17 protein-coding genes are annotated in these 25,050 nt (G+C 73.7%); 10 read left to right on the forward strand and 7 right to left on the reverse strand.

The annotated features are described in order from the left end of the window. Positions 1-193 precede the first annotated feature (193 nt). Positions 194-1,135 carry a sensor histidine kinase gene (locus STRVI_RS24720; RefSeq protein WP_435532588.1) on the forward strand — a complete coding sequence of 314 codons (942 nt, stop codon included), beginning with the start codon at positions 194-196 and terminating at the stop codon, positions 1,133-1,135. On the opposite strand, the gene STRVI_RS24725 is transcribed toward STRVI_RS24720, so the two are convergent. After that, entirely contained in the window at positions 1,083-3,809 is a 2,727-nt protein-coding gene (locus STRVI_RS24725; protein WP_014058363.1) for a helix-turn-helix transcriptional regulator, read from the reverse strand. The two genes, STRVI_RS24720 and STRVI_RS24725, sit on opposite strands and share 53 nt — an antisense overlap. A gap of 93 nt (positions 3,810-3,902) precedes the next feature. On the opposite strand from STRVI_RS24725, the gene STRVI_RS24730 reads away from it, so the two are divergent. Both STRVI_RS24730 and STRVI_RS24735 read left to right on the forward strand, forming a co-directional pair. Continuing rightward, entirely contained in the window at positions 3,903-4,799 is an 897-nt protein-coding gene (locus STRVI_RS24730) for an MBL fold metallo-hydrolase (protein WP_014058364.1), read from the forward strand. Beyond that, positions 4,790-5,926 (forward strand): carboxylesterase family protein, encoded by a 1,137-nt coding sequence (locus tag STRVI_RS24735; protein WP_014058365.1) that lies wholly within the window; start codon positions 4,790-4,792, stop codon positions 5,924-5,926. The genes STRVI_RS24730 and STRVI_RS24735 overlap by 10 nt, the downstream gene beginning before the upstream one ends. Positions 5,927-6,032: 106 nt before the next feature. Here STRVI_RS24735 and STRVI_RS24740 read toward each other — a convergent pair whose 3' ends face one another. Continuing rightward, complete coding sequence (locus tag STRVI_RS24740; protein WP_014058366.1) at positions 6,033-6,923, reverse strand: MHYT domain-containing protein; 891 nt, start codon at positions 6,921-6,923, stop codon at positions 6,033-6,035. A gap of 330 nt (positions 6,924-7,253) precedes the next feature. Here STRVI_RS24740 and STRVI_RS55630 point away from each other — a divergent pair, with 330 nt between their 5' ends. Genes STRVI_RS55630 through STRVI_RS24755 form a run of 3 tightly spaced genes read left to right on the forward strand, consistent with a single transcriptional unit; the run spans position 7,254 to position 12,312 of the window. Continuing rightward, positions 7,254-10,982 carry a CHAT domain-containing protein gene (locus STRVI_RS55630; protein WP_014058367.1) on the forward strand — a complete coding sequence of 1,243 codons (3,729 nt, stop codon included), beginning with the start codon at positions 7,254-7,256 and terminating at the stop codon, positions 10,980-10,982. Further along, the gene (locus STRVI_RS24750) at positions 10,979-11,659 is read left to right on the forward strand and encodes a hypothetical protein (RefSeq protein ID WP_014058368.1); all 681 of its coding nucleotides are present in this window, start codon (positions 10,979-10,981) and stop codon (positions 11,657-11,659) included. The genes STRVI_RS55630 and STRVI_RS24750 overlap by 4 nt, the downstream gene beginning before the upstream one ends. A 26-nt stretch (positions 11,660-11,685) precedes the next feature. Beyond that, complete coding sequence (locus tag STRVI_RS24755) at positions 11,686-12,312, forward strand: RES family NAD+ phosphorylase (RefSeq protein ID WP_043239691.1); 627 nt, start codon at positions 11,686-11,688, stop codon at positions 12,310-12,312. A 52-nt stretch (positions 12,313-12,364) separates the two neighbouring features. Here STRVI_RS24755 and STRVI_RS24760 read toward each other — a convergent pair whose 3' ends face one another. Genes STRVI_RS24760 through STRVI_RS24775 form a run of 4 tightly spaced genes read right to left on the reverse strand, consistent with a single transcriptional unit; the run spans position 12,365 to position 19,306 of the window. After that, on the reverse strand, positions 12,365-12,913 hold the full coding sequence (locus tag STRVI_RS24760) for an FHA domain-containing protein (RefSeq protein ID WP_050993743.1): 549 nt from the start codon (positions 12,911-12,913) through the stop codon (positions 12,365-12,367). 32 nt (positions 12,914-12,945) lie between these two features. After that, positions 12,946-15,021, reverse strand: coding sequence for an AAA family ATPase (locus tag STRVI_RS24765; protein WP_014058371.1), 2,076 nt, complete (start codon positions 15,019-15,021; stop codon positions 12,946-12,948). After that, a complete protein-coding gene (locus STRVI_RS24770) occupies positions 15,018-16,679 on the reverse strand; it encodes a hypothetical protein (RefSeq protein ID WP_014058372.1) in 1,662 nt (553 codons plus the stop codon). Before STRVI_RS24770 ends, STRVI_RS24765 begins: the two co-directional genes overlap by 4 nt. Then, positions 16,676-19,306: a protein kinase domain-containing protein gene (locus STRVI_RS24775; RefSeq protein WP_014058373.1), complete on the reverse strand. Its 2,631-nt coding sequence runs from the start codon at positions 19,304-19,306 to the stop codon at positions 16,676-16,678. Before STRVI_RS24775 ends, STRVI_RS24770 begins: the two co-directional genes overlap by 4 nt. A 214-nt stretch (positions 19,307-19,520) precedes the next feature. On the opposite strand from STRVI_RS24775, the gene STRVI_RS24780 reads away from it, so the two are divergent. Continuing rightward, positions 19,521-20,714, forward strand: a complete 1,194-nt coding sequence (locus tag STRVI_RS24780; protein ID WP_050993996.1) for an Appr-1-p processing protein — start codon at positions 19,521-19,523, stop codon at positions 20,712-20,714. A 315-nt stretch (positions 20,715-21,029) separates the two neighbouring features. Here the strand turns inward: STRVI_RS24780 and STRVI_RS24785 are convergent, their stop codons facing one another. Further along, the gene (locus tag STRVI_RS24785; RefSeq protein ID WP_014058374.1) at positions 21,030-21,737 is read right to left on the reverse strand and encodes a 4Fe-4S single cluster domain-containing protein; all 708 of its coding nucleotides are present in this window, start codon (positions 21,735-21,737) and stop codon (positions 21,030-21,032) included. Positions 21,738-22,059: 322 nt separating this feature from the next. On the opposite strand from STRVI_RS24785, the gene STRVI_RS24790 reads away from it, so the two are divergent. The 3 genes from STRVI_RS24790 to STRVI_RS24800 are packed head-to-tail and all read left to right on the forward strand — an operon-like array spanning position 22,060 to position 25,023. Beyond that, positions 22,060-22,743 (forward strand): hypothetical protein, encoded by a 684-nt coding sequence (locus tag STRVI_RS24790; protein ID WP_014058375.1) that lies wholly within the window; start codon positions 22,060-22,062, stop codon positions 22,741-22,743. After that, positions 22,740-23,522, forward strand: a complete 783-nt coding sequence (locus STRVI_RS24795) for a hypothetical protein (protein WP_014058376.1) — start codon at positions 22,740-22,742, stop codon at positions 23,520-23,522. Before STRVI_RS24790 ends, STRVI_RS24795 begins: the two co-directional genes overlap by 4 nt. Beyond that, a complete protein-coding gene (locus tag STRVI_RS24800) occupies positions 23,497-25,023 on the forward strand; it encodes a hypothetical protein (RefSeq protein ID WP_014058377.1) in 1,527 nt (508 codons plus the stop codon). Before STRVI_RS24795 ends, STRVI_RS24800 begins: the two co-directional genes overlap by 26 nt. Positions 25,024-25,050 lie beyond the last annotated feature (27 nt).

Here is a 25,050-nt window from a genome sequence, read left to right on the forward strand (position 1 = left end):
CTCGGCGGACCGGTCCTTCCACCATGGCTTCCTCGGCACGCTACCGCACCCTGATGCGTCCATGCCGGTGAATCCCGGACCGCGCGAGCGGGCTCGGGCTCGCCGCCGCGCCGGAGGGGTGTAGCGGGCTCCACCGTCGATGGGGCGGCTCGCTCTCCCGCGTGTGTCCGGCCGGTCTTCTAGCCTCGTCGGCATGGGGAGAACGATGCGGCACGCGGTGCGGGCCACGGCCCTGCTGGTGTCCACGCTCGCCTTGGCGTTCGGCTCGTACCTGCGCCGTCGGCGGCCCGGCCCGACGGCCACGGCAACGGCCACGGCCACGGCGCGGCTGACCGAGCGGGTGGCGGAGCTGGCGGAAACCCGGGCGGGCGTCGTCGCCGCGCACGGTGCCGAACTACGGCGGATCGAACAGGAGCTGCATGACGGCACACAGGCGCGGCTGCTCTCCCTGTCCCTGCGGATCGGCCTGGCGAAGCGGGCGTACGACCGGGATCCGACGGCGGCGCGCAGGATGCTGGACGACGCGCAGGACCTGGCCGAAGAGGCGCTGACCGAGCTGCGCCAGGTGGTGCGTGGCATGCATCCGCCGGTCCTCACCGACCGTGGTCCGGCCGAGGCGGTACGGGCGCTCGCCGCGAGCAGCGGGCTCGATGTCACCGTGCGGGTGGACGGTCTGGAGGACGGGACACGGGCCCCGGCGGCGGTCGAGGCGGCCGCGTACTTCGTCGTGGCGGAGGCGCTGGCGAACGTGGCGAGGCACAGTGGTGCCGACCGGGCCGAGGCCCGGCTGGCCCGCACACCGAGCGGATTGTGGGTCTCGGTGCGCGACGAGGGACGAGGTGGCGCCGAGACGGTCGAGGGCGTGTCGGGTGCCAGGGAGACGGGTGGTTCCGGAGGTGGCTCCCACGGGCTCGGCTCCGGAGGTGGCGCCGAAGGTGGCGCCGGACTGCTCGGGATACGTCGCCGCGTCGCCGCGCTCGATGGAACGGTGACGGTGACGAGCCCGCGGGGCGGGCCGACGGTCGTCGCCGTGGAGCTGCCCTGCCGGTGGCGATCGCCGGGACCCCGTGCGGCCACCGCCACTACGACGGGCAGGACGCCTCGATCAGGTCGCGAAGCTGGGAGCGGGCGGTGACGCCGAGTTTGGGGAAGCTGCGGTAGAGGTGCGAGCCGACGGTGCGGGGGGAGAGGAAGAGCCGTTCGCCGATCTCACGGTTGCTCAGGCCCTGCGCCGCCAGGCGGATGATGTGCTGCTGCTGGGGGGACAGGGAGGTGAGGGCGTCGGGGCCGGCGGGGGCGGATTCGATCCCGGCGGCGCGCAGTTCGGCCTGGGTGCGGTCGATCCAGGGGCGGGCGCCGAGGCGGCGGAAGGTCTCCAGCGCGGTGTTCAGCCGGTGGCGGGCCTCGGTGATGCGGTGGCGGCGGCGCAGCCATTCGGCGTGGTCCAGCAGGAGCTGCGCGCGTTCGAAGGGCCATTGGCCGCCCGTGGGTTCGGCAACGGCCGCGGCGAAGTGCGGCTCGGCATGTGACGGGTCGAGCAGCGCACGGGCGCGGTGGATCAGGATGCGGATCCGGGGCGAGGGGTCTTCGGCGAGCCGGTCGGCGGTGCGCTCCACGATGGCGGCGGCCTCGGCCCCGTGGCCGGTGCGGACGGCCGCGGCGGCCAGTTCGGCGACCGCGGGGAAGGAGCACGCGTAGTGGACGGGCTCGCCGTCGGCGGTGAACAGCAGGCGGAACTGTTCGTACGCGCCGACGTGGTCGCCGTCGGCCACCGCGGCCATGCCCAGTGCCCACCGGGCCCGGACGGCGACGGCGCGGCTGCGGTGCGGGTCGACGAGGGACAGCGCGGCGGAGCCCGCGGTGCGGGCCTCGTCGGTCCGGCCGGTCAGCGCCAGGGCGGCGGCTTCGAGCGACCGTGCGGCGGCGTCGAGGTGGGGCAGCCCGGCGCCCGCGGAGTTGCTGTTCACCGCGGCGGTACGGGCCTGCGCCCACAGCCCGTGGTCCAGATACGCCCACCCGGCCGAGCAGCCGAGCCCGATGGGCAGGGTGCCGCCGAGCCGCCAGCGGTGGAGGGCGTCGTCGAAGATCCGTACCGCGAGTGCGGTCTCGTCGAGCAGCCAGGCCATGGCGCCGAGCGAGATGAGCCGGGCGGGGTCGCCGTCCGCCCGCTCGACCAGCGCCGGGATCGCCGCCACCCGCTCGGACCGGTGCGCGGTGGGGTCGGTCACCGCGAGTGTCCAGGGGTCGTCCTGTGCCCGGGCCCGTACGGCGAGGCGGTATTCCTCGTCGCCCGAATAGAAGCCCGCCACCGACGCGGAGGCGAGCGCGATCCGGCGCAGTCCGGGATCCTCCGCCGCCCTCAGCAGCAGGGACAGCGCGGTGTCGTGCTCGGTGCTCAGCGTGAGCACCTGGCCCACCCGCAGCGATGCCTCGGCCGACAGCGCCGGGTCGTCGGTGAGCCCCGCGGCCCGCGCGGCGAGCCGGCGCACCCAGTGCGGCTGTCCGGTGGACACCGCCGCACCCGCCGCGGCCACCAGGCGGCGGGCGCGGTCGCGGCGCCCGGGGCTCAGCTCGGCGGCACGTTCCAGCGCGGTGGTGGCGGCGGTGTATCCGCCACGCTCCCGGGCCCTGGCCGCCGACTCCTCCAGGGCGGCGGCGATCTCCTCGTCCGGCCCCTCCGCGGCGGCGGCCAGATGCCAGGCGCGGCGGTCGGGTTCGGCGCTGAGCAGCGCGGCGAGGTCCCGGTGGATCTGACGGCGGGCGGCCAGCGGTGCGGAGTGGTAGATCGCGGACCTGATCAGCGGATGCCGGAAACGGGCCCGCCGGCCGTCGTGGCCGCCACCGGTGAGCCGCAGCAGTCCGGCGGCCTCGGCCGGGGCCAGCGCCTCGACCCGGCCCGCCACCGCCCGGTCGTCCGTCGCGACCAGGAGCAGCGCCTGCCGGGTGGCCTCGGGCAGGACGTCGAGGTCGGCGGCGAAGACCCGCATCAGGCGGTCGGTGGGCGGCAGGAGTTCCCCTTCGGCGGAGTCGGCCGAGTCCGCGCCGCAGGCGCCGTTCGCCCGGGCCAGTTCGACCAGCGCAAGGGGATTCCCGGCGGCCTGGTCGAGGATGCGGAGCCGGCCGCGGCCGGTCGGGGGATGCGGCTGCCGGTCCAGCAGGAGGCCCGCGGCGGTCGCGTCCAGCGGGCCCAGCGTGCGCAGGGGAAAGCCGGAGAACGGCGCCGTGGCCCGGCCCCGGGTACCCTCGCCCGCCGTGTCCCTGGCCGCGGCCAGCACGGCGAGGGGTTCGTCGTCGATGCGCCGGGCGGCGAAGGCCAGCAGCTCCAGCGAGCCGGCGTCGATCCACTGCAGATCGTCGGCGACCACCAGGACGGGCGATCGCCGGGTGAGGTCGGAGAGCAGGGTGAGCAGCGCGACGCCGAGCAGCAGCCGGTCGGGCGGGCCACTCTGTCCGCTGTCGACACCGCCGGGCTCGGCCTCCGAGAGGCCGGTGTCGTGGGGATTGGTCTCCGCGAGGCCGCTGTCGTGGGGCTTGGGCTCCCCCAGGCCGATGGCGCCGAGCAGGGCCGACCGCTGCCGCGCCGACAGCCCGGCGGTCTCGCCCAGCACCGGCCGCAGCAACTGGTGCAGCCCCGCGAACGTCAGGTTCGTCTCGCTCTCGCTGCCCGTCATCCGCAGCACCCGGCCCGGGTGACGATCCGCCGCGAGGGCGAGCAGGGTGCTCTTGCCCGCACCCGGTTCACCCGTAAGGATCAGCACACCGCTGGTCAGACCGAGTACGGCCGCGCTCTCACTCTCCCGCCCGACCATGGTCATCCCTCGACTCTAGCCCGTGGTGCAGTAGCCCGCGGTGCAGTCATATGACGGATACCGCCGGCGCCCGCCGAAGCGCAGGCTGGAGTCATGGACACCATCACGCTTGGCAACGTCGAGATCACCCGCGTGGTAGAGGTGGCCCCAAGGGGGCTGCCGCGCGACTTCATCTTTCCCGACGTGGCCATGGGGCACTGGCGCGCGCACGAGGGCTGGCTGGCCCCCGAATTCCTGGATCCGGCCGCCGATGAGGTACGCACGATGATCCAGACCTGGTTGCTCCGCAGCGAGGGCCGGACGATCCTGATCGATACCGGCATCGGCAACGACCGGGAGCGGCCGGATGTGCCGCACTTCCATCATCTGCACACGGACTACCTCGGGAAACTGGCCGCGGCCGGGGTGCGCCCGGCCGACGTGGACCTGGTGATCTGCACCCATCTGCACGGGGACCACGTCGGATGGAACACCTCGTGGACGGACGGTGAGTGGCAGCCGACCTTCCCCAACGCGGAGTATGTCCTTCCCCGGACCGACTTCGACTACTGGAACCCGGAGAACGGACACCGGACCCGCTCCGGCCCCCGGATGGCGAACGTGTTCGAGGACAGCGTCGCCCCCGTCCACCGGGCCGGGCAGACCGTGCTCTGGGAGGGCGACCACTACGACATCGACGCCCAGCTTCGCCTCGAGCCCGCCCCCGGCCACACTCCCGGCTCCTGCGTGGTGCGGCTGCGGTCCGGTACGGATCGGGCGATCTTCGCGGGCGATCTGCTGCACAGCCCGCTGCAGATCGTGGAGCCGGACCTCTGCCCCTGCTTCGACGAGGACGAGCCCCGGGCCCGGGTCGCCCGGCGCCGGGTGCTGGGGGAGGCCGCGGACGAGGGCGCGCTGCTCTTCCCCGCGCACCTCCCCGGCGCGGGCGCGGCCGAAGTGCGGCGGGACGGCGAGCGGTTCGCGGTGAAGGAGTGGGCGGCATGGCGGTGAGCGTGTTCCGGAACATCCCGTACGCGGCCGCCCTCACCGGCGCCGCGCGGTTCGCCGCGCCGATCCCCGTGCACGGTGCACCCGGCGCCGACGGGCCGGGGCCGACGGCTCCGGTGCCCGAGCGGCCGTTCGCGGCCGACCTCAGCCCGGTGCTGGGGCACGGCTGGGTGCGTGGCGAGGACTATCTGACGGTCAACGTCTGGACGCCCCGCACTGATGGCAACGCCCCGGTGATGGTCTTCGTGCACGGCGGCGGCTTCCTCTCCGGCACCGGCCAGGCGCCGCTGTACGACGGGACGTCCTTCGCCCGCGACGGCGTGGTCCTGGTCACCCTCAACTACCGCCTCGGCGCGCCGGGTTGGCTCGACCTGCCGGGCGCCCCGCGCAACCGGGGTCTGCTGGACGTGCTCGCGGCGCTGCGGTGGGTGCGCGAGCACATCGCGGACTACGGCGGGGACCCGGACCGGGTCACGGTGTTCGGGCAGTCGGCGGGAGGGATGATCATCAGCGCGCTGCTGGTGACGCCCGAGGCCGCCGGGCTGTTCCGGGGTGCGATCAGCCAGAGCGGTGGGCTGCACACCCTGACCGGCGCGGAGGCTGCGAGGACGACCCGGGCCCTGGCCGACCGGCTGGGCGTTGCGGCCACGGCCGAGGCGTTCGCCGCCATCCCCGACGAGCGCCTGATGTCCGCGCTCGCCGGCCTGCCCGGATCGGGCCCGAGGCTCTCGCCGCTCGGTGTGGTGCTCGATGAGCCCGACGAGGTGGCCCCGCCGCATCCGGTGGATCTGCTGGTGGGCACGAACACCCAGGAGTCGCTGCTCTACCAGCGGCCGGAACACAGCGCGGGCATCGACGCCATGTTCCGCGACGCCCGTGAGCGGCTGGTGTCCCGCTACGACAAGGTGTTCAGCTACGACTTCGACTGGCGGGGCGGGCCGTTCGGCGCGTGTCACACCGCGGAGCTCCCGTTCGTGTTCGACAACACCGCTCTGCCCGCGCTCCGTACGGCGAACGGACTGCTCGGACCGGACATCCCGCCGTCGCTGGCCACGGAGATGCACGGCGCGTGGGTCCGGTTCGCCACCACCGGGGATCCCGGCTGGTCGGGGGCGCGCAGGTTCCGCTAAGGCCCACGGGGTGCGGCGGGGTGGCCGTCGGCGGCGGGTCGGTGTCCGCTCCGGCGCCCACGGTCACGGCCCGCCTCGTCGCGCACCGGACCGGTCGGCCGCGGGTTCACCAACCGCCGTATTCCTGACCGCTGTGAGGCGGAGCCGGGCGGCTCGCCGGGGCCTGAACGGGGTCCTCCGGCGGCCGGGCCGGCCAGACCGGCCGAGGCGGTGGCGGCGGGGGCAGGCGCGAGCTGTCCGCCTTCTTTTCGTTCCACTCCCCCTCGCCCAGGACCAGCAGCGGATCGAACATGATGATGGTCCCCGCGACCACCAGAAAGATCACCGGGCCGATCAGCATGGGGAGGATCAGCGAAGCCGGCGCATTACCGCCCACGGAGGCGTCGAGCACATCGTCCAGCCGCACACTGACCGCGGCCATGCCCGTGTAGTGCATGCCGGTCACCGCGACCCCCATCACCATGCTCGACCCCAGGCTGGCGCGGAAACCGTGGATGGTCACGGCGGCCCAGAGGGCGGCGGTCGCGGCCACGACCGCGATCAGGACGGAGAGCAGGACGGTCGGCACGGAGTACTCCAGATGCCCCTGCATGCGCATCGCGGACATCCCGATGTAGTGCATGCCCGCGACGCCGAGTCCGGTGAACACACCGGCCGAGAGCAGCACCCGTCGGGAAACGCCCCGGTAGCCGACCATGAAGACACCGATGCCGACGACGACGATCGCCACCAGAAGGCTGAGCAGGGTGATCGGTATGTCGAAGCCGACCGGGGTTTCCTTCACATGGAACCCCATCATGGCGATGAAGTGCATCGTCCAGATGCCCGAGCCGATCGACGCGGATCCGAGCGCGAGCCAGCCCGGCTTCCAGGAACGCTGAGTACGCACCGACCGGGCGGTGCAGCGTAAGCCGAGGGCTCCCCCGAGACAGGCCATCAGGTAGGCCGCCAGCGGGGTGGTGGCCCCGTAGTTGAACCCGTCGATCGTGCCGTACATGTACGTTCCGTCCTTCTCGCCGCGGGGGTTCTGTGCAGAAACGTTGAGCCACCGGCGAGGGTAGGGCGCGCGCAATCACGCCGCCCACACATTTGGTCACGCATCGATAAAGGTGTCTCACCGGGCGTGACAGGATGTCGCATCATTCACCTCATGTCCGTTTTCGCCTTGGTAACGGGGCGGGAGTTCCCGCGCGGCCCCGAACGCGCGTATCCGACTGGGCGATTCGCGGACGTCTTCCGGGCGGTTTCCGGAAAGAGCGATCAAAGGGCTCCTGTGCTCGCGCGGACGGGCGGATGATGAGTGGGGCATGACGAAGGGGGACGTTTCATGCACAGCAGGGACCTCGCGGCATTACGCGGCCGAGCCGAACGAGGCGCGGCCGACGCGCTGGCGTGGATCGCCCCGCCCCCGCCCCCACCGGACGGCCCGGCGGCCGAGGGACCGTCCGACGGCCCGGCGGCCAAGGACCCCTCCGGCGGCGCCGGTTCGCAGGGCCCACCGGACGGCCCGGCGGCCGGGCGAGCTCCCGACGGCACGCAATCACCCGCCGACGCCGACCCCGCGTCGCTCGACCGCTTCATCGCCGAACTGGACGAGCTGGAAGCCGCGTTGGCGGCGGCCGTGCCGGACGGGGACGCTCCACTGTGCACCCTGCGCGCCCGGCTCGGCGGCCTGTACGCCGAGCGCTACCGGCGCAACCCCACGGACGACGGCCGGAGTCGGGGCCTGCGGGTGCTGAGGGCGGCGCGCGCCCCTGGGACGCTCGACCCACCGGACGAGCGGGCCTCCGCCGTCCATCTGGTGCGGTTGCTGCTGACGCCCGGCATGATGGCCGGATGGGACGGCACGCTGCCCCGCCTCCTCGAATCCTTCGATGTGGGCCGCCAGGTGATGGTGGGCGAGCCCGAACTCACCGCCGATCTGACCGAGCTGCGCGGGCTGCTGACCGACCTGGTTCCGACCCTGCCCGAGGGCCTGGCCGAACCCCTGTCGTGGGCGGCCGAGGCCCTGGAGCTGGTGCCCGCCGCCGCCCGCTCCGGGGACTTCGAGCAGATGGCCGAGCTGGCCGCGCAACTGGCGGAGCGTATGCCGGACGGCGACTCCCGGCTGATGCGGGCCCTGAGCGGGCTGGTCACCGAGTTCGCCACGGCCGGGGCGGGCGGAGGCGATGAGACGGATCTGCTGGAGGAGCTCACCGCGGAGGAGACCGCCCTCACCTTCGCACAGGCCGCCCTCATGCTGGAGCTCGAAGTGCCCGGCACCGTCCGGACCGAGGATCTGGAGGCCCTGGTCGATGAGGTGAGCAAGGGGCCGGCCGGTGAAGAGGCGGAGACCGCGATGCGCGCCGCGATGAGCCGCATGGCCCATGGCGTACGCACGGGTGACGCCGACCGGCTGGCCGAGGCGGCGGAGCTGATCGGCACAGCCGCCGGTACGGGATCCGGACGGGTGGACTGGATGGCCGGGGTCATCTCGCCCGGACTGCTCACCGCGGCCAACATCCTGGGCGGCAACCTCACCGACCGCGACCAGGCGCGTGCCCGCCTCGACGCGCTCTTCGGCCCCGCCTCCGCCGTGTTCGACTCCGCACACGCGACCGGGCCCGGCGCGGAGGGGCTAAGGCTGTGCTCCCGGAGCATGCACCTCCTACTGCGCCTCAACGAAGCGCTGGACGAGCGCGACGCCGAAACGCTGGAGGAGCTGCTGGACGAGCTGCTCGACCTGTTGGAAGAGGCGGGCGAGAACAGCGAATGGCAGTTCCTGGTGCTCTTCCTGCTGGGCCAGGCGCAGTTGAGCCTGGCCACGCTGGACGGCGGGATCCCCGCGCTGCGGGCCGGCGTGGCCTACTTCGAGGAGGCGGCGAACCATCCGAGGCTCCCGGCCTTCGCACAGCCCCTCATGGACGCGCAATGCGCGCCCCTGCTGGCCCTCTTCTCCATGATCGAACCGGATCCCGTACGGGTCTCCGAGGCCGTGGCCAGGGCCCGGCGGGCCCTGGACGGCCCCGCCTCCACCCCCGACCAGCGGGTATGGATCCGGCAAGGCATCGGGATGGCGCTGCTCACCGTCCACCAGTCGACCGGCGACCACTCCGGCCTGGAAGAGGCGGTCGGGGAGCTGGAACAGGCCAGGCGGGAACTGACCGAGCGCACCAGCCCGGCCATCCGGCAGAAGCTGCTGTGGGAGCTGGCCGAGGCGTACCGGCTGCGTGACGACCGCGAGCGCGACGACTCGGGGGCGGCCGTCGCCACCGCCCATGCCTCGCTGTGGGTGCTGGCCGAGGATGTGCTGCTGCAACTGGGTGCCGAGCACGGGCTGGAGGTGGCCAGGGCGGGGGCCAGCCGCGGGCTGCTCGCCGCCCACTGGGCCGCCGTGGACGGCCGGATCGAGGAGGCCGTGGCGTCGCTGGAGAACGGGCGTGGCCTGGTGCTGCGGGCCGCGGCCGCGGCCGCCGGGGTCCCCGAGCAACTGGCCGCCCGGGGCGAGGCGGAGCTGGCCGAGCAGTGGCGGACCGCCGTACGGGACCTCCCGCCCCAGGCCGCGCCGACCGGCGGCGGACTCGCGCCCGGCGGTGGCGGTACCCCGGACGAGGTCCGCAGCGCGCTCGCGCGGGTCATGTCGGCCGGGGCCGCCCCCGGCGTCGAGATCCCCAGCAGGCTGCGCCGCCGCGCGCTGGACGTGCTGCGGCGGGACAGCGGCGAGGCGCCGCTGCGCGGGCTGCTCGGCGCCCCCGGCATCGGGGAGTTGCGGGAGGGGCTGCGCGTCACCGGCACCGACGCCCTGGTGTATCTGGTGCCCGGGCAGGACACCGCCGACGGCGTGGCCGTCCTGGTGCGGAGCGCCGGTGAGCCGACGACGCTGGCGCTGCCGGGGCTCGGCGCGCCCGGCCGGGAGCCGCTGGAGCGCTATCTGGACGCGGGTGCCCGGCGGTCCGCCGTGTCCGCGGACGGCATGGACGCCTCCGCCGAGGCCCATCGGCACTGGGAGGCGGCGCTGGAGGGGCTGTGCGACTGGGCCGGGCCGGCCGTCCTCGCCCCCGTACTGGACGCTCTGGGCGCCCCGGCGGAGGACGGGTCCCAGCAGCGCGACGCACCGGTCCGGCTGGTCCTCGTGCCATGCGGCAACCTCGGTGCCGTTCCCTGGCACGCCGCCCGCCTCCCCGGGCCACGGGCCGGTGCGCGGCGTCCGTACACCTACGCCTGCGAAGACGCGGTCGTCTCGTATGCCGCGTCCGGCGGTGAGTTCCTGCGGGCCGCCCGGCGCGGCCGGGTGCCGGCGAGCGAGCGCGCGGTGCTGGTGGCCGACCCGAGCGGGGATCTGACGTGGGCGCAGGACGAGGTGTCGGCCCTTCGCACCGCGTACTACACCACGGCCCTGCTCTACGGCTGGCACGAGGACGCGCCCGAGAACGCGCTGGGCACCCCCGAGGATGTGCTCTCCCACCTCCCCGGAGGCCCGGCCGCGCCCGCCGCCTCGCTGCTGCATCTGGCGGTGCACGGCCTGGCCGGGCTGCGGCCCACCGACTCGGCCCTCCACCTGGCCGGCCCGGACCCCGAAGACGCCCCGGGGCCCGAAAGCGCCCCGGGCCCCGCGGACATCGCGGACCCGGGCAGGCTGACGGTGACGCGCATTCTCGACGTGCCCGCCGGGGAGCGGGCCGCCACCGGGCCGCTGATCGTGCTCAGCGCCTGCGAGACGGACCTCAGCAGCCGCGACCACGACGAGGCGCTGACCCCGACCACCGCACTGCTGGCGCGTGGCGCCACGGATGTGGTCGGCTCGCGATGGAAGGTCTCGGACAGCGCGTCCGCCGCGCTGATGGTGGTCTTCCACCACCATCTGACCGTCGCCGGACTGGCCCCGCCGGACGCTCTGCGCGCCGCCCAACTGTGGATGCTCGACCACGACCGCCACCCCGTCCCCGGGCTGACCGGCCTTCTGCTGGCCGAGACGCAGAGCGATACGGGGGGCCTGGCGCGGATCGTCTCCTGGGCCGGATTCATCCACCAGGGCAACCCCGCTCCCCACGCACCCGCGGAAGGACGACAGCCATGACCACCGACGATCTCCTGGAGCTGCTGCGCCGGCATCTGCCGGAGATCCGCGCCTCGCTGACCCCCGCACAGTTCAGCGGATTCCAGGACAGCGTGCTGCGGCTGCGGGCCGCCGGAGACGACGCCAGGGCCGTGCGCGCCGCGCTGCGGGGGGTGCGGCTGGCGCTGCGGCCTCTCCCCCGCGAGAACGAACTGCGCAGAAAACTGGACCAGTTCCGGGGCCCGGCTCCCTCCGCGGTCCTGCCGGACGCCGACCGGCTGGCCGACCTGATCCGGCTGCTGGAGTCCGTGGACTGGCCGACGCTGGACCCCGCGAGCGCCGAGATCGCCCGGGCCGTACGGGACCGGCTGCTGACCGCTCCCGCGCGGGGCCCGGAGCAGCTCACCGGGGCCGCCGCCGAGAATCCCGCCGGGGCCGGGCTCATCCGCCTGGCCGACCCGGAGCGCGGCGATCGCTACCCGGATTTCCAGTTCGACCCGGACACCGGTGAGCCACGGCCGGTGGTGCAGCGGATCAACAGAATGCTGCTGTCGGACCAGGACCCCTGGGGCGCCGCGGACTGGTGGCTCGGCGGCAACACCTGGCTGCGCGACGCGCCGGCCGCCCTGGTGGGGCAGGTGCCGGACGCGCGGCTGACCGAGGCCGCCGCCGCGCTGTTGGGAGACGGCGGATGGTGAGGCAGGCGCCCCCCGAGGGCGCGCGCATGAGCCCGAATCTGTTCACCCTGAGCGCGGGCACCGAGCTGTGGAGGTGCCATGAAACCGCCTACGCCTGCACCGAGTTCAACCCGAAGCCCGCGCACTCCTTCTTCGGTGGCAATCGTTTCGACGCCACCGCCGAGGACCGGTATCCGTATCTGTACGCGGCCGTGGAACCGGCCACCACCCTTGCCGAAGTGATGCTGCGGGACACGGAGTTCACCGGGCCGGAAGCACGGCGTCAGGTGCCGTGGGCGCTGGCGGCCACCCGCTCGCTGTCCAAGGTGCGGGTGACCGAGGATCTGGTCCTGGTGCGGCTGGTCCGGGAGGAGGATCTGGCCGCGGTGTTCCAGACCTCCTGGCTGCTGGAGTCCGACGAGTACGCGCAGACCCGCGCCTGGGCGCGGGAGATCCGGCGCCAGGTGCCGGACGCCCAAGGGCTGGTGTGGCAGTCGCGTCGGCACCGCCCGCACCGCGCCATGGTGCTGTTCGGCGACCGCTGCGGCGAGGAGCCGCTGAAGGCGGTGCCCGGCCAGGCCCACAACCTGGGCACGTTCGAGGGGGCGGGCGAGGCCAACCGGCTGCTGGCGCCGCTGCGGGCGGTCGTCATTCCGCCCGGAACGCGGGCATGAGCACGCGCGGCGGCCCGGGGGTGGCCGCCCCGCGACGCCGCCCGGCACCGGCTCAGTCGGTGCCGGGCCCCGTTCCGTACAGCCGTACGGCGAAGCTGACCCGCATCCCGAGCCGGAGCTGGTCGCCGTCGCGGACGGGGGTGCGCACGCCCGCCGCGATCCGGGCGCGGTTCAGATACGTGCCATTGCGGGAGCCCTCGGCGGGCTCCTCGACCCAGGCGCTGCCGTCCGGCTCCACGGTGAGCGACGCATGACGCCGGGAGACCTTGTTCCAGCCGACGAACGCGGCGGCGGTCCGCGGCGCCCAGTCCGGGTGGCGGCCGATGTGCAACGGAGGGCCCGGGCCGTGGCGGAGCTCCAGACAGGGTTCGGCGCAGACCAGCAGCACATGGGTGCGCGTACGGTCGCAGGACGCGCAGCGGGCGTCGCGGGGGGCCACCGGCGCACGGCAGTTCCAGCAGGGCGCGGACACCTCGACACCGGCCGTGCCCGGCGCGGGCCGGGGTGCGGGCTCTGCCGTCGGGTCCGGCTCCGGCGCCTGGCCCGGCTTCTGCCCTGTCTCCGCTTCCTCCAGTGCTTCCAGTTCCTGGCCGTCCGGCACGCGAGCCCACCCCGGGGGAGTGGCCCTCTCGCTCATCGGCCGCCCCCGGGACCGGGATCCGCGTCCGCCGTGTGCACCACCCGCAGGTCCAGGGCCACCGTTCCGTCCCCGGCGGGCCGCACACCGGTGACGGTGACCGCCGTGCCGGCCAGCCGCTCCTGGTCGAACAGCGCCCGTGCCAGCGGGTTGATCAGATGCGTCTCCAGCAGCATGCCGATCCCCCGGCCGCCGTTGTCGACATCCGCCGTGCAGTAGGCGGACAGCGCCTGATGCGCCTCGTCGGAGAGGCGCAGATGCACCCCCTGCTCCTCCCGCAGCACCCGCTGGATGTTGCCCACCTGCGAGTCGAAGATCTCGGCGGCCACCTTGCGGTCGATGTAGTCGAAGACCACCACATTGCCGCCGAGCCGGTTCATCAGCTCCGGGCGGCCGATCTCCTCGACGAAGTGTTCCTTCACATTGGCCAGGATGATCTCCTCCAACTGGTGGTACGGCATCCCGGGCTCGGCCACCCGCCCTTCGTGTCCGCGTCCGCCCTCGCCGGTCCGTTTCCTGACCCCGAGGTTGGAGGTGAAGATCAGCACGCATTCGCTGAAGTACGTGGTGACGCCCTGCCCGTCGGTGAGCCGGCCGTCCTCGAGCACCTGGAGGAACTTGTCGAGCACACCCTTGTCGGCCTTGTCGATCTCGTCGAACAGCACCACCCGGAAGGGGTCGTTGCGCACCGCCGTGGTCAGCTCGCCACCGGCCTCGTAGCCCACATATCCCGGTGGTGCGCCGAGCAGCCGGTCCACCGAATGCGGCGCGGAGAACTCGCTCATATCGAAGCGCAGACAGGCGTCCTCGGTGCCGAAGAGCAGCTTGGCCACCGACTTGGCCAGCTCGGTCTTGCCGGTGCCGGTCGGCCCGGCGAAGAACAGCACACCGCGTGGCCGGCTGCCGGGGTGGGAGGCCTGGGCGCCGGAGAGGCTGAGCGCGGCACGCTTGAGGATGTCGAGGGTCTTGCCGACCGCCTTCTCCTGGCCCTTCACCCGCGCCCGCAGGTCCGCCTCGCCCTTCTTGATCTGCTTGCGGATGTAGTCCGCCTGCCACGGGTTGTCCTTGACGCCGAGCTGGTAGACGCGGACCGCGTCCCGCATCTCGGCGAACGACAGCCCACGGTCGAGCGCCATACGGGCGCTCTCCCGCATCGCGCGCAAGGTCAGCCCGGCGGTGGCCCGGGCGAAGGTGTCGATCTCGTGCTCGTCCAGCGGCCGTCGCTTGTCGAGCCGGACCGGCCCGCCGTCCTCTTCGCCCTCGGACGCGGACGCGGACGCGGCGGTGTGCTCCTCGGCCAGCAGCTCGGCCATGCGCCGCCTGCTGCCCAGGTCGGGCAGCGGGATGCCGATGGTACGGACCCGTTCGCTGCCCGCGACCAGCCAGGTGGGCAGATCGCGCTCCCCGTCGGCGAGCCAGATCACGGGGTTGAACAGCAGCCGTCCGCTTCCCGGGGAGGAGATCGGCCGGGCGTCCTCGGCCAGCTTGAGGCAGTTGAGGAAGAAGTCCCGCTCCGGATCGCTGAGCCGGGTGACATCGGTGGGGATCCGGGCCGCGTAGTCGATCAACAACACCACTCGGTAGGGCTGTTGGCGCGGTGCCGGGTCCGGACGGGGCCGGCCGTCCGGTGTCTTCTGCTGCCGCCCCTGCTGCTTCCAGCCGGTGACGATGTCGCGCAGCGTCCGCTCCGCATCGGCCAGGTGGACGGGGGCCTCGGCACGCCGGGCGCGCCCGGGCCTGGTGGCGTCCCGCCCGTGCAGCAGCTCGCGGATCTCCTGGGCCGCCGGGCCCACGACGACGGTGAAGCCGTCCGCGATGTCGAAGCGGATCAGCGCCTCGTACCCCTCCTGCCACAGGGCGTTCCACAGGACCTCGGTGAGGGTGTGGTGGTCGTCGTAGGTCGCCTCGGGGCCGCCCTCGTCGGGGTCCTTGTCGTGGCGGACGAGGTGGATGTCCCGGATGCTGCCGTGCAGTACGTACTGGGACTGGACGCTGAGCGTGCCGACCAGCTCCTCGGCGAAGGCCGGAAGCCTGCGGTCGTCGCGGCCCGGGGACGTCACTGGCTCGGTCATGACTGCCTCTCCTGGTCACGGTGGCGGACCTTGGGCCCGGGGCGGCGGTCGTCAGCGGACCGGTCCGCCGTACGCCGGACGGGCCGCGCGGGTGGCTTGCCGAAGTCGAACGGCACGCTGAGCCCGGCCCGTTCGGCCATCTCGCGCAGCTCCCGCAGATGCTCGGGGGCCTCGCGGCACCGCTGCCCGTCGAGGTCCAGATCGTCGTCGGTCTCCTCGGCGGGGTCGCGCTCGCGGTGCATGGTGGCGACCCGGGCGGTGCCCCCGGCGTCCACGCTGACGCGGAGCCAGTGCTCCTCCCCCCAGCCCGGCGGGGTCCAGTCGATGATCTGCGCCGCGCCGGAGGTCGTGCATCCGGCCGACTCGGGTCCCGACCGCCGGACCGCCGCGCGGATCACCTCCGTGGCGTACATCCGCTGATACGCGTCGACCCGCTCGCCGACGCGGGCCGCGACGCGCACGCGCTCGGCCTCCGCCAGCGTCCCGCCCTGGTACAGAAAGCGCTCCAGGACCGCGATCTCCGCCCTGACATCGGGCAGCGGAACGGGTGTGCCGAAGTGGCCGTCACCGGGTGTGCCGGGGTGGTCGTCGCGGAGGAAGGCGAGCTGCTGGGCGGCCCACTCCTCGGTCTCCTGCCGCCGCTCGGCGTCGCGGGTCATCCGCTCGGCGAACCCGGCGGCCTCCCGCAGATGGCGCTTGGCCGCGGCGGGCCGCCGGGCGGCGACCTCCGCGGCAACGGTGACCCGCTCCTCAACCAGCCGGTAGTCGGACACCGACACGTTCTGCGGAAGCCTGGCCAGCAGGTCCGCGCCCAGCCGAAGCACCTCCTCATCGGTGGGGGCCTCGGTGACGGCGGGCGGCTGCTGCTGCGGCAGCGAACCGCGCGCCTCGGTTTCGGTGGCGGCCTCCTCGTACGCCTCCAGCGCCTGGCGGCGGCGGGCGCGCAGGGTGGCGTGCCAGCCGGTGTCCTCGGGATGCGCTCCGGCCACCGGACGAGCGGCTGCCTCCATCGTGGCCCGTGCGTAGGCGGCCTCCGCGCGGCGCAACCGGCGGTCGGTGTCGGCCAGTTGTCGCCATGCCTCGTCCAGTTTCTTGCCCGTCAGTGCCAGCGGCGGTGGCAGGTCGGGCGGTTCCGGTGGCCCGTCGGGGCCCCCCCGCCGTATCCGCGCGCGCAGTGTGTCGATGCGGGCGTTGGCCCGGACGGCGGCGAAGGCGGCGGCCCGCCAGCACGCGGCGGCCTGCCGGGCGTTCATCTGCCGTCGGCGCAGCTCGGCCTGGTCCTCGGCGGCGCGGATGGCGGCTGCCGCGAGCACCTGCGCCCCGGCCATGGTGGCGCGGCCGACGAGCAGCGCCCCGCTGAGCGAGCCGAGGCCGATCAGGGCGGGCACCATCAGGTCGTGCACCTGGTCCATGGCGGCGTTCAGCGCATGGCCGGTGGTGTGGTGTACGGCGTCGACGAAGTGCTGCCCGGCTTGGGTGCCGAAGTGGTCCGACAGCCCGGTGCCCTGGACCGCGTGGTGCGGCACTCCGGTGTTCGGGATGGTGTTGGTGACAGTGTCGGGGACCGTGTGCTGGATGGTCTCGGCGACCGGCGGCTGGGGGAAGTACACATCCGGCATCACATCGCCGATGCTGGCAATCGCCTGTCCCGAACTCATGTGAGCCTCCCTGACGTCGGCGGGGCGGCCGCCCTCGGGCGGCCGGGGCGGTGCCGTTCGTCCCGGCCGCGCAGCTCCGCGACATAGCGGCGCCAGCACCGCAGCCGGTGCCAGGTCCACCAGATGAGGACGGCCACGGTGGCCAGCGGCCACACCCAGGGGGCGTAGGCCACGGTGGCCCACAACAGGGCGATGACCGGGAGGATCAGCAGGCCCTGGACGGGGAAGCGGGAGCCGGGGCGGCGGATGAACCGGGCCACGGGCAGCGTACGGTCGATCAGCAGCCCGGCCAGGGACCGGTCCGGGTGGTAGCCGGGGCTGCCGATGCGGTACGCCGTCCACAGCTCCAGGGCCAGGACGGCGGCGGCCGCCGGGACGGCCAGCATCCACGCCGTCACGACCGCGCGCTGGGCGGGCCATCCCACCAGATCGCCCAGGCCGATCACGAAGATCCACGGGAAGACGAAGGCGACGGCTCCGCCGAGGGCCCAGCCGAGTGTGGGCAGCATGTCCTGTCTGCGCACCCACAGCGTGGCCACGTCCAGATCGCGCTCCTGGCGGAGGAGGGCCCGCTCGCCGTCGAGCCGCCCCTGCGTCTCCGAGGACTCCTGCTCGGCGAATCCGGCCAGCCACTCGGCCAGTTGCAGCCGCACCAGATCCTCGGGGTCGCGCACCAGCCGCCCGTACCAGGCCACCGGCTGCGGCAACGCGGCCTGGATGCCGGCGGTCCGCTCCTGGAGCCTGCGCCGGTGCGCGGTGGGGGCGGCGGCGAGCGAGAGGAGAGCGGCGAGCCGGGAGCGGTCGAGCCGGGTGGCGGCGCGCACCTCGGCACGGCGGTCGCGCAGCCACGGCGACTCGTGGAGCACTTCCTCGACGGTGTGCTGCCAGCGGGAGCGGGCCGTCAGCCAGCGCTGCTGCACCTCGGCGAGCCCATCGCCGCCGGGCCGTGAGTCCAGCAGCGGCAGGATGGTGTGATCCCGCAGGTCCGCCACGACGGAGAGGGCGAACTCATCGCCGCGCCCGGCCTCCCGCAGCAACTCCCCCAGCCCCGCGTGGTCCAGCGGCACCCCGCGGTAGGACGCGTCGAGGGTGGGGCCGAGCCAGGAGATCAGCCGCACCATCGTGATCGGCTTCGGCTGACGTGGCGGAGCCGCGGGGTGCTGGGGCTCCAGGAGGCCGAGCAGCGCCGCCAGTTCACCGGCGTCGCGGTCCGGGGCGCCCTCGAACTGCCGTAGCCAGCGGGTGAATTCGCCCCGGCCACCCCGTCGGGAGAGGACCTGCCGGGCGGGCCGCCAGTTCTCGCTGAACGCCCTGGCGAGCTGCTTCGGCCTGGTGTAGCGCTCATCGAGGAAGGCGAACGGCTCGATGTCCGGGGCGTCTTCAGGATCGGAGGCGCCGGGGGCCGTCCCCGCCTCCCAGGGGGCGATCGGCGGCGAGCCGCCCACCAGCCACTGCGCCACCTCGTCGGTTCCCCAGCGGTGGTCGGGGTCGCGGGTGAGCAGCCCCATGCAGAGCAGCCGCAGCCGGTGGCCGGTGACCAGGGACAGATCCGGGGCGCGGGAGCTGATCTCCTCGCGGACGAAGTCGTTGTCGGTGAACCGGACGGGGTGGCGTCCGCCGGCCATCTCGGCGACGATCATGCCGAGCGACCACCAGTCGGCGGGCGGGTGGATCAACTGGTGGCGCAGCGACGCCTGTGGGGACATGTAGAGGGCGGTGCCGACCCAGCGCTCGTCGCGGGTGTAGCGCTCGGCGGGTTCGTGGGCGGAGACGGCGAAGTCGACGAGGACGAGGTCCGGGGCGGCCGGGTCGAGGCTGCCGAGCACGATGTTGGCCGGGCTGATGTCCCGGTGGACGATGTTCAGTTCGTGCAGGGTGGTGAGGGCCTCGTGGAGCTGCCGTACGACGCTGTGGATGAGCACGGGGTCGGCCGGGCCGGGGTTGTCCCTCAGATATCCGGCCAGGTCGGTCTCGCCGTAGGAGGGTGCCAGGTCGTACGGATGGCCGTCGGCCCCGGTGTCGCCGGTCTCGGTGAAGTGGGTGAGGTGCCGGCGCGGCCGGTCCCGCAGCGGCTCCCACACCCGGCGGTCCGGGGCGTGGCCGAGGTGGTACCACTTGAGGATGTGGCTGCCGCGCTCGTCCTCGACGCGGTAGACGGCCGCCTGGTGCGGATGGTCGGGGCGGCGCAGCACGGCCCTCAGGCGGAACCGGCGGCGCAGCGAGACCGGCAGCGCTCCGGTGTCCCCGCGCAGGTCGCGACCCCCGTGCGCGACCTGCGCGGGCGCCGCCGAGGGGATCTCGTCCTCGGTGGGCCCGGCCATCGTGGCGGCTGCCGCCGGGAGCGGCTCCTCTTGTTCGGTGAGCCCGGCCGCCGAGGCGCCGACCGATGGGGGCGGCTCCTCGCGTTCGGTGAGCCCGACCCCCGTGGTTGCCGCAGACGGAGGTGGCTCCTCATGTTCGGTGGGCGGCGGCCCGGCGTCGTGCGCGCGCTGCTCTTCGGGCTCCCCTTGGTCCCGGTGGTATCCGTGGTCCCCGTGGGCTGCGTATTGCTCGTCGTCCCCGTAAGCCCCGTAGTCCTCGTCGTCCTCGGATTCCGTGGGGGGCGGCTGCTCGTGCGGATGGGTCACAAAGGTCACCTCGTGAACGGGTGGGCGGTGTCGGATTCAATGGCGGCGACAGCGGCGGCCGGTGACCGCCGGACCATGGATCAAGAAAGCGGAACCTCGGAAATCGGAAATCTGTTCCAGCACGGCGTGAATTACCGGCGGTGCAAAGCCCGGCGCGGTACGGCCGTCGAGAGAACGATTTCCTCTTTCCCGGCCGGTCGCTAGCCTGGTGACCATGAGTCAGGAGCCATTTGCGTCAAATTCGCCCACATACGATCAACTCCTGGAAGAACTGAAAGGCATACGCAGGCCCGGACTGCCGGATCTGCGCAGGACCGATCGGCCGGCGCTGCGTGCCGCGGCCGTGGCGGGCGGCTTCTGCGATGGCTCCGACGACGCCCCGGCCGGTATCGAGGCGCTGCTCAGGGAGGCGGTACGGCGGCTCGGCGAACGGGATCTGCTCGGCCAGGCGGCGGCCCACACCTTCGGGCTGCTCCCCGACCGCCGGGGCGCACCCGCCCATGACCGCCGTAAGATGGCCGCCGCCGTGTACGGAGTCACCCCCGAGCGGTTCCGCAAGCAGCAGGAACCGCAGGTGATCCAGCAACTCGCCGAGGCCGTGCTGACCATTCTGCGGGAGCCGCCGTCCTCCCCTGGGAAACCGGGTTCGGCGGGACAGACCCCCGGGCCGGGCGCCGGGCCACAGACCCCCGGGCCGGGCGCCGGGCCACAGACCCCCGGCGGACCGAGCCCGACCGGGCAGAGCACCATCGCGCGGAGCGGCCGGGCCGACCAGGAGCCCCCGCTGCGGGTCGACAGCGTGCCGGTGGACGCGCGGAGCACGTTCACCCTGCATGTCTCGCCCATCGAACTGCTGCGGGACATCGAGGTGCTGGTCTCCTCGGAGAACGTCTACCTGGAGATGTCCAAGACCTTCCGCCCCACCGTGTCCGGCGCGCTGCGCCTGGCCGCGGCCGTACGCGACCCCGCCGGGGAGATCGTCGACGATGTGCTGGCCCGTGAACTGGCCGGATGGCTGCGCGCCCACGGCCGCCCGGGGCTGCCGATCCGGCCGGGCACGGTGGTGCCCACCGCACCGGGAGCGCTCGCCGCGCGCGGCGTCCGGCGGATCTACCACGCCGCGGTCGCCACCCCGCGGGACGACACGTACGAGGTCCGCCCGGAGAGCATCGCCCGCGCGGTCAGCGCGTGCTTCGCGCTCGCCCGGGCGGAGCGTGACCGGTACGAGCCCGCCCTGTCCTCCATCTGCTTTCCGCTGCTCGGCGCCGGCCGGGGCGGTCTGGCACCGGCGGTCAGCGCCACCTGGCTGCGCTGGGCGATCCGCGACGAACTCGCCCGGGACTTCCGCTGGCGGGTGCACCTGGTGGTCCGCAGCCGGGAGATAGCCGAGGCCGTCGGGGCGCTGTGACCACCACCGGCCGAGGCCGTCCGGGCCGTGCAACCACCACCGACCGAGACCGTCCGGGCCGTGCAACCACCACCGACCAAGACCGCCCGGGCCGTGCAACCACCACCGACCAAGACCGCCGGGCCGTGCAACCACCACCGACCAAGACCGTCCGGGCCGTGCAACCACCACCGGCCGAGGCCGTCCGGGCTGTGCAACCACCACCGGCCGAGGCCGTCGGCCCTCGGTGACCACAGCCGACCGGGGCCGCGGGCCGTCTGTGACCACGCCCGCCGGGGCCACGGCGCGCCGTGCCGTCCGGGCGGGCGCGCCCGCTCAGGGGCGCCAGCTCGCACCGGTGAGGGCGATCCCCGCCCGCCGCAACCGACGCTCCAGCGCGGCCAGTTCGCCCCGCCCCGGCACTCCGTAGAGCCGCACATCGCCCTCCCCCTCGACCATCTGCAGACGCGGCCCGCTCTCCGTCCGGGCCAGATGTTCCTGGTAGCGCGCCCACCCCCGCGCCGTACGCGGCCGCATGCGCTGGTTCGCCGAGCCGCGCCACACCAGGGCGGTGGGCTCGGCCGCCCGGAAGCGCCCGGTCACCAGCACATCGGCATGGCGGACGGCGGCTGAGCGCGCCGCGTCCCCGTCCACTTCCTCCTGCTCGTATCCCGTGTAGAGGAGGATGTCGATCTCGCGGCCCGCCGCCGGGCCGCCCGGTGCCGTCGCCTCCGCACGGGTCCGCACCGCCCCGGCCAGCAGGGCCTCCAGCGCGGCGGGCTGGTCGAGCGGCTCGCCACCGCTGACCGTCAGCCCGTCGGCGCCCCGCGCCAACGCCTCGCGCCACAGCCCGAGCAGGGACGACACCGTACGGAAGGCGCCACCCAGCGGATCCCAGGTGTGCCGTGACATACAGCCGGCGCAGGCCAGGCCGCAGCCCTGGGTCCAGATGCCCAGGCGCCGCCCCGGGCCCAGGGTCTCCACCGGGAAGTGGGTCTGACTGATCCGGAGCGTGGGCTCCGCGCACTCTGGGACGTTCTCCACCGACCCGTCTCCTATTCCCCCGAGGTCGTGTTTCCGAGACCCATGATCAAAAAGGCGTGGCCCCGGAACCGTTCCAGTATGACCCGGCGTCAGGCATCGACGAGGGCGTTCTCCGGTCGACTTCCGGGCGTTTTCGGGAGCGGGCCCTATGGGGAGCATTCCCGGGTACGACCTCACCGATACGGTCTGACAAGGAATCGAATCGACAACGTCATCGGCAGCGACTGCGAGCCGTTTGCGGGAGAAAGCGGAATTCCACTGTCCGCAATGCGGCTGTCCGGTGCGGGAATTGCGCACCGGGGAAAACGGGGGATCCATTTCCATGATCACATCTGACAGTGTCAACGGGGTGGTGCGCCGGGGCCGGCTCGGCCGTACCGCCCGCTTCGCGGCCCGCCTGCGAGGCAAGCGCGACGGCGCCCGCGGCGTACCGCGCATCCCGCTCCCGGAGCCGCCCGAGGAGCAGCGGGCCGAGCTACCGCCGCCCATCGAGCCACCGGCTCCCGAGCTGCTCATCACGCCGTATGTGATGGAGGTGCGGACCGGCGTCCGCCGGGCCACCGAGCAGATGCGCTCCGCCCTCATCGGACGGGAGCACGCCCTGCTCAGCCGGGTGCGCGCCGAGTCGGTGCGCGTCGTCACCCAGTACGACGTCCGCGAGGACCCCCGGCCCGCCGCGCTCGCGCGGTACGGCCACTGGGTGGGCCAGTGGCGCACCAGCGTGGACCGCTGCCGGTCGCATGCCCAGGCCGTCGTCGACCAGGCCAATCAGCGACTCGCCTGCTACTGGGACGCGGTGCGCGAGACCCACCCCCAGCTCTCCCGCCTCCCCCGGCGCCCGCCCGGGGACTGGCTGCCGGGCCGGGTGGAGCTGGACCGGTCCTGGCAGCAGCCCGACGTCTGGCTGCTGGCCGACGACGACAGCGCCCGGACGGCCACCTCCCGGGCGCTGCAGATACTCGAACGGCAGAACACCGACCGCGTCGACGGGAGGACCGCGCGATGACCGTCCACAGTCCCGCTCCGGAGCACCCGGGCGCCCGGCGGCGCCGGAACCGACGGCGCGCGCTGCCCGCCGCGCTGGTGCTCGCCCTGGCGGCCGCCATCACGGCCTGCGGCTCCGACGAACCGTCACGCTACTCCCGGACATGCGGCGTCGTGGTCGACGGCTCGGGCTCGGCCGCCGCCTCCCGGACCGGCTTCGACGCGGAGGCCAAGCTCAAGGCGACCCTGGAGAAGTTCCTGTCGGACCACAAGTGCCGCAGGACGTCCTTCGCCCCCATCACCAAGGTGTCCGAGGCGTCCAAGTGCCAGGTCAGCCCGCTCGACCTGGACCCGGACACCTCGAAGACCGCCGACCGCGAGCGGGCCCGCACCGCCATGCGGGCGGTCGCCCTCTCCAACGCCCTGAAGCTGCTGCGCTGCGCCCAGAAGGAGGAGCCCGGCTCCGATGTGCTCGGGGGGCTGTCGCGCATCGCGCTGTCCAAGCCGTCCGGCGACGACGCGTCGTTCGACGTCCTCGTGGTGAGCGACTTCGACCAGGGCGACACCGACTTCCGGCTGGGGCGGCAGGACCTGTCCACCGCGGCGAGCCGCCGGACCGTCATCGACGGTTTCCTCAAGTCGCACGGTGCGCCGAAGCTGTCCGGCGCCGACATCTACCCGGTGGGCTACGGCATGAAGTACCACACCGACACCTCCCACTACGAGCAGTTCAACGCCTTCTGGACGGAGCTTCTGGAGGGGAGGGTGAAGGCACATGTCGACACCACCTACCGCCGGTGACGACCAGGCGCCGCGTCGGCTGAGGCTGCGCCGCCGCAGGGCCGACGCCGACCGCGGGCGCCGGGGAGGGCGGGCAACCGCACGGCGGTTCCCCGACGGCGCGCTGCCCCAGCCCGACCCCGTCGCATCGGATCTCATCCGGGCCGGGGACAGCGCCTGGCTCCTGGACCGGGCGCGCAAGCACGGCGCGTCGGCGGCCGGCCGGAAGGTCTTCGACCCCTGGGTCCTGGCCACCCCTGACCGGGTGTCCTACTTCGCCGAGCTGGCCAGCCTGCGCGACCAGGTCAGGCACCGGCTCGCCGAGGAACAGGCGCGGGCCGAGGAGGACGGCGCGCTGGAGGCGAGCCGGGTCAGGGCGGCCGCCACCGCCGCCGGTGAGCGGCTGGAGCGGGCGGGCCGACGGCGGGCCGTCCTGGAGCAGCAGCAGATGGTCACCACCGCCCAGTTGGACCGGCTGGCGCGACGGGCCGACCGGTGGCAGACCTTCCGCGACACGGTACGGGGCGGTTTCGAGCGCCGGTGGCTGCGCGCCCGTATGCCCGCCGGCTGGAGCGACGGTGCCGACCCCGGGCGGCCGGGCGCCACGCGGCGCGAGGACGAGCCGGAGACCGCCGGCGGCCACGCCGGCTGGCAGGCGGTGTCCGAGCACGATCCGGTGGCGGAGGCGGACGCGGCCGACCGGGCGCTGTCCACCAGAGCGGCGTGGGAGGGCGCGGCGGCGCGCCCCGGTATGCCGCGCTGGATGAAGCTCGGAGTGCTGGCCGCGCTGATCGTGGTGGAACTGCCCGTCTACTACTCGGTGTTCGAGAATCTGCACGGCGTCGGGCGCTTCGCCGATCTGCTCTCCTACAGCCTCATGGTGGCCGTGGCGGTGGCGATGATCCTCGCCCCGCACATCGCGGGCTGGATACTGCGGCGGCGCTCCGCCACCGGCGCGGTCCGGCTGTCGGCCGTGCCCGCCCTCGCCCTGCTGGGCGTGTGGGCGTACGGCGCCTGGGCGTTGGGCGATCTGCGGGCCAAGGTGGCGTTCCGGGAGGAGCCTCCGCTGGATCTGCCGCCCGATGTGGCCGCGGACGTGGGGGAAAGCGTGCGCAATCCGCCGAGCCTCATCGAGTCGCTGCATCTGGACCCGCAGAGCGTGACCTGGATGTTCGTCGCGCTGCTGCTGCTCTCCGGCGGTATCGCCTTCCTCATCGGGCTGGGCGAGGAGCACCCGTATCTCGCGGCGTACCGGACCACGGCCGAGCGGCTGCGGGAGCTGGAGCAGGAGATCGAGACGGATCTGGCCGGCTCCGAGCGCGCCAAGGAGGCCGAGGCCACCATGGGCGCCCGCGGGGGCGCCCGCCGCGCGGCCCATGAGGCGCGGCTGTACGCGGTCGACGACCTGTACGAAGCCGCGGCACACGCCTATCTGGACGGGGTGGCCATGGAGTCCGGCGATCCGGCGGTGACCGAGGCCGCCATGCGGCTGTCCCGGCAGTGGCCGCTGCTGCCGCACTGAGCGCGTACGGCATACCCAAGGCAGGTG

The organism is Streptomyces violaceusniger Tu 4113 (assembly GCF_000147815.2).
Taxonomy (GTDB): domain Bacteria; phylum Actinomycetota; class Actinomycetes; order Streptomycetales; family Streptomycetaceae; genus Streptomyces; species Streptomyces violaceusniger_A.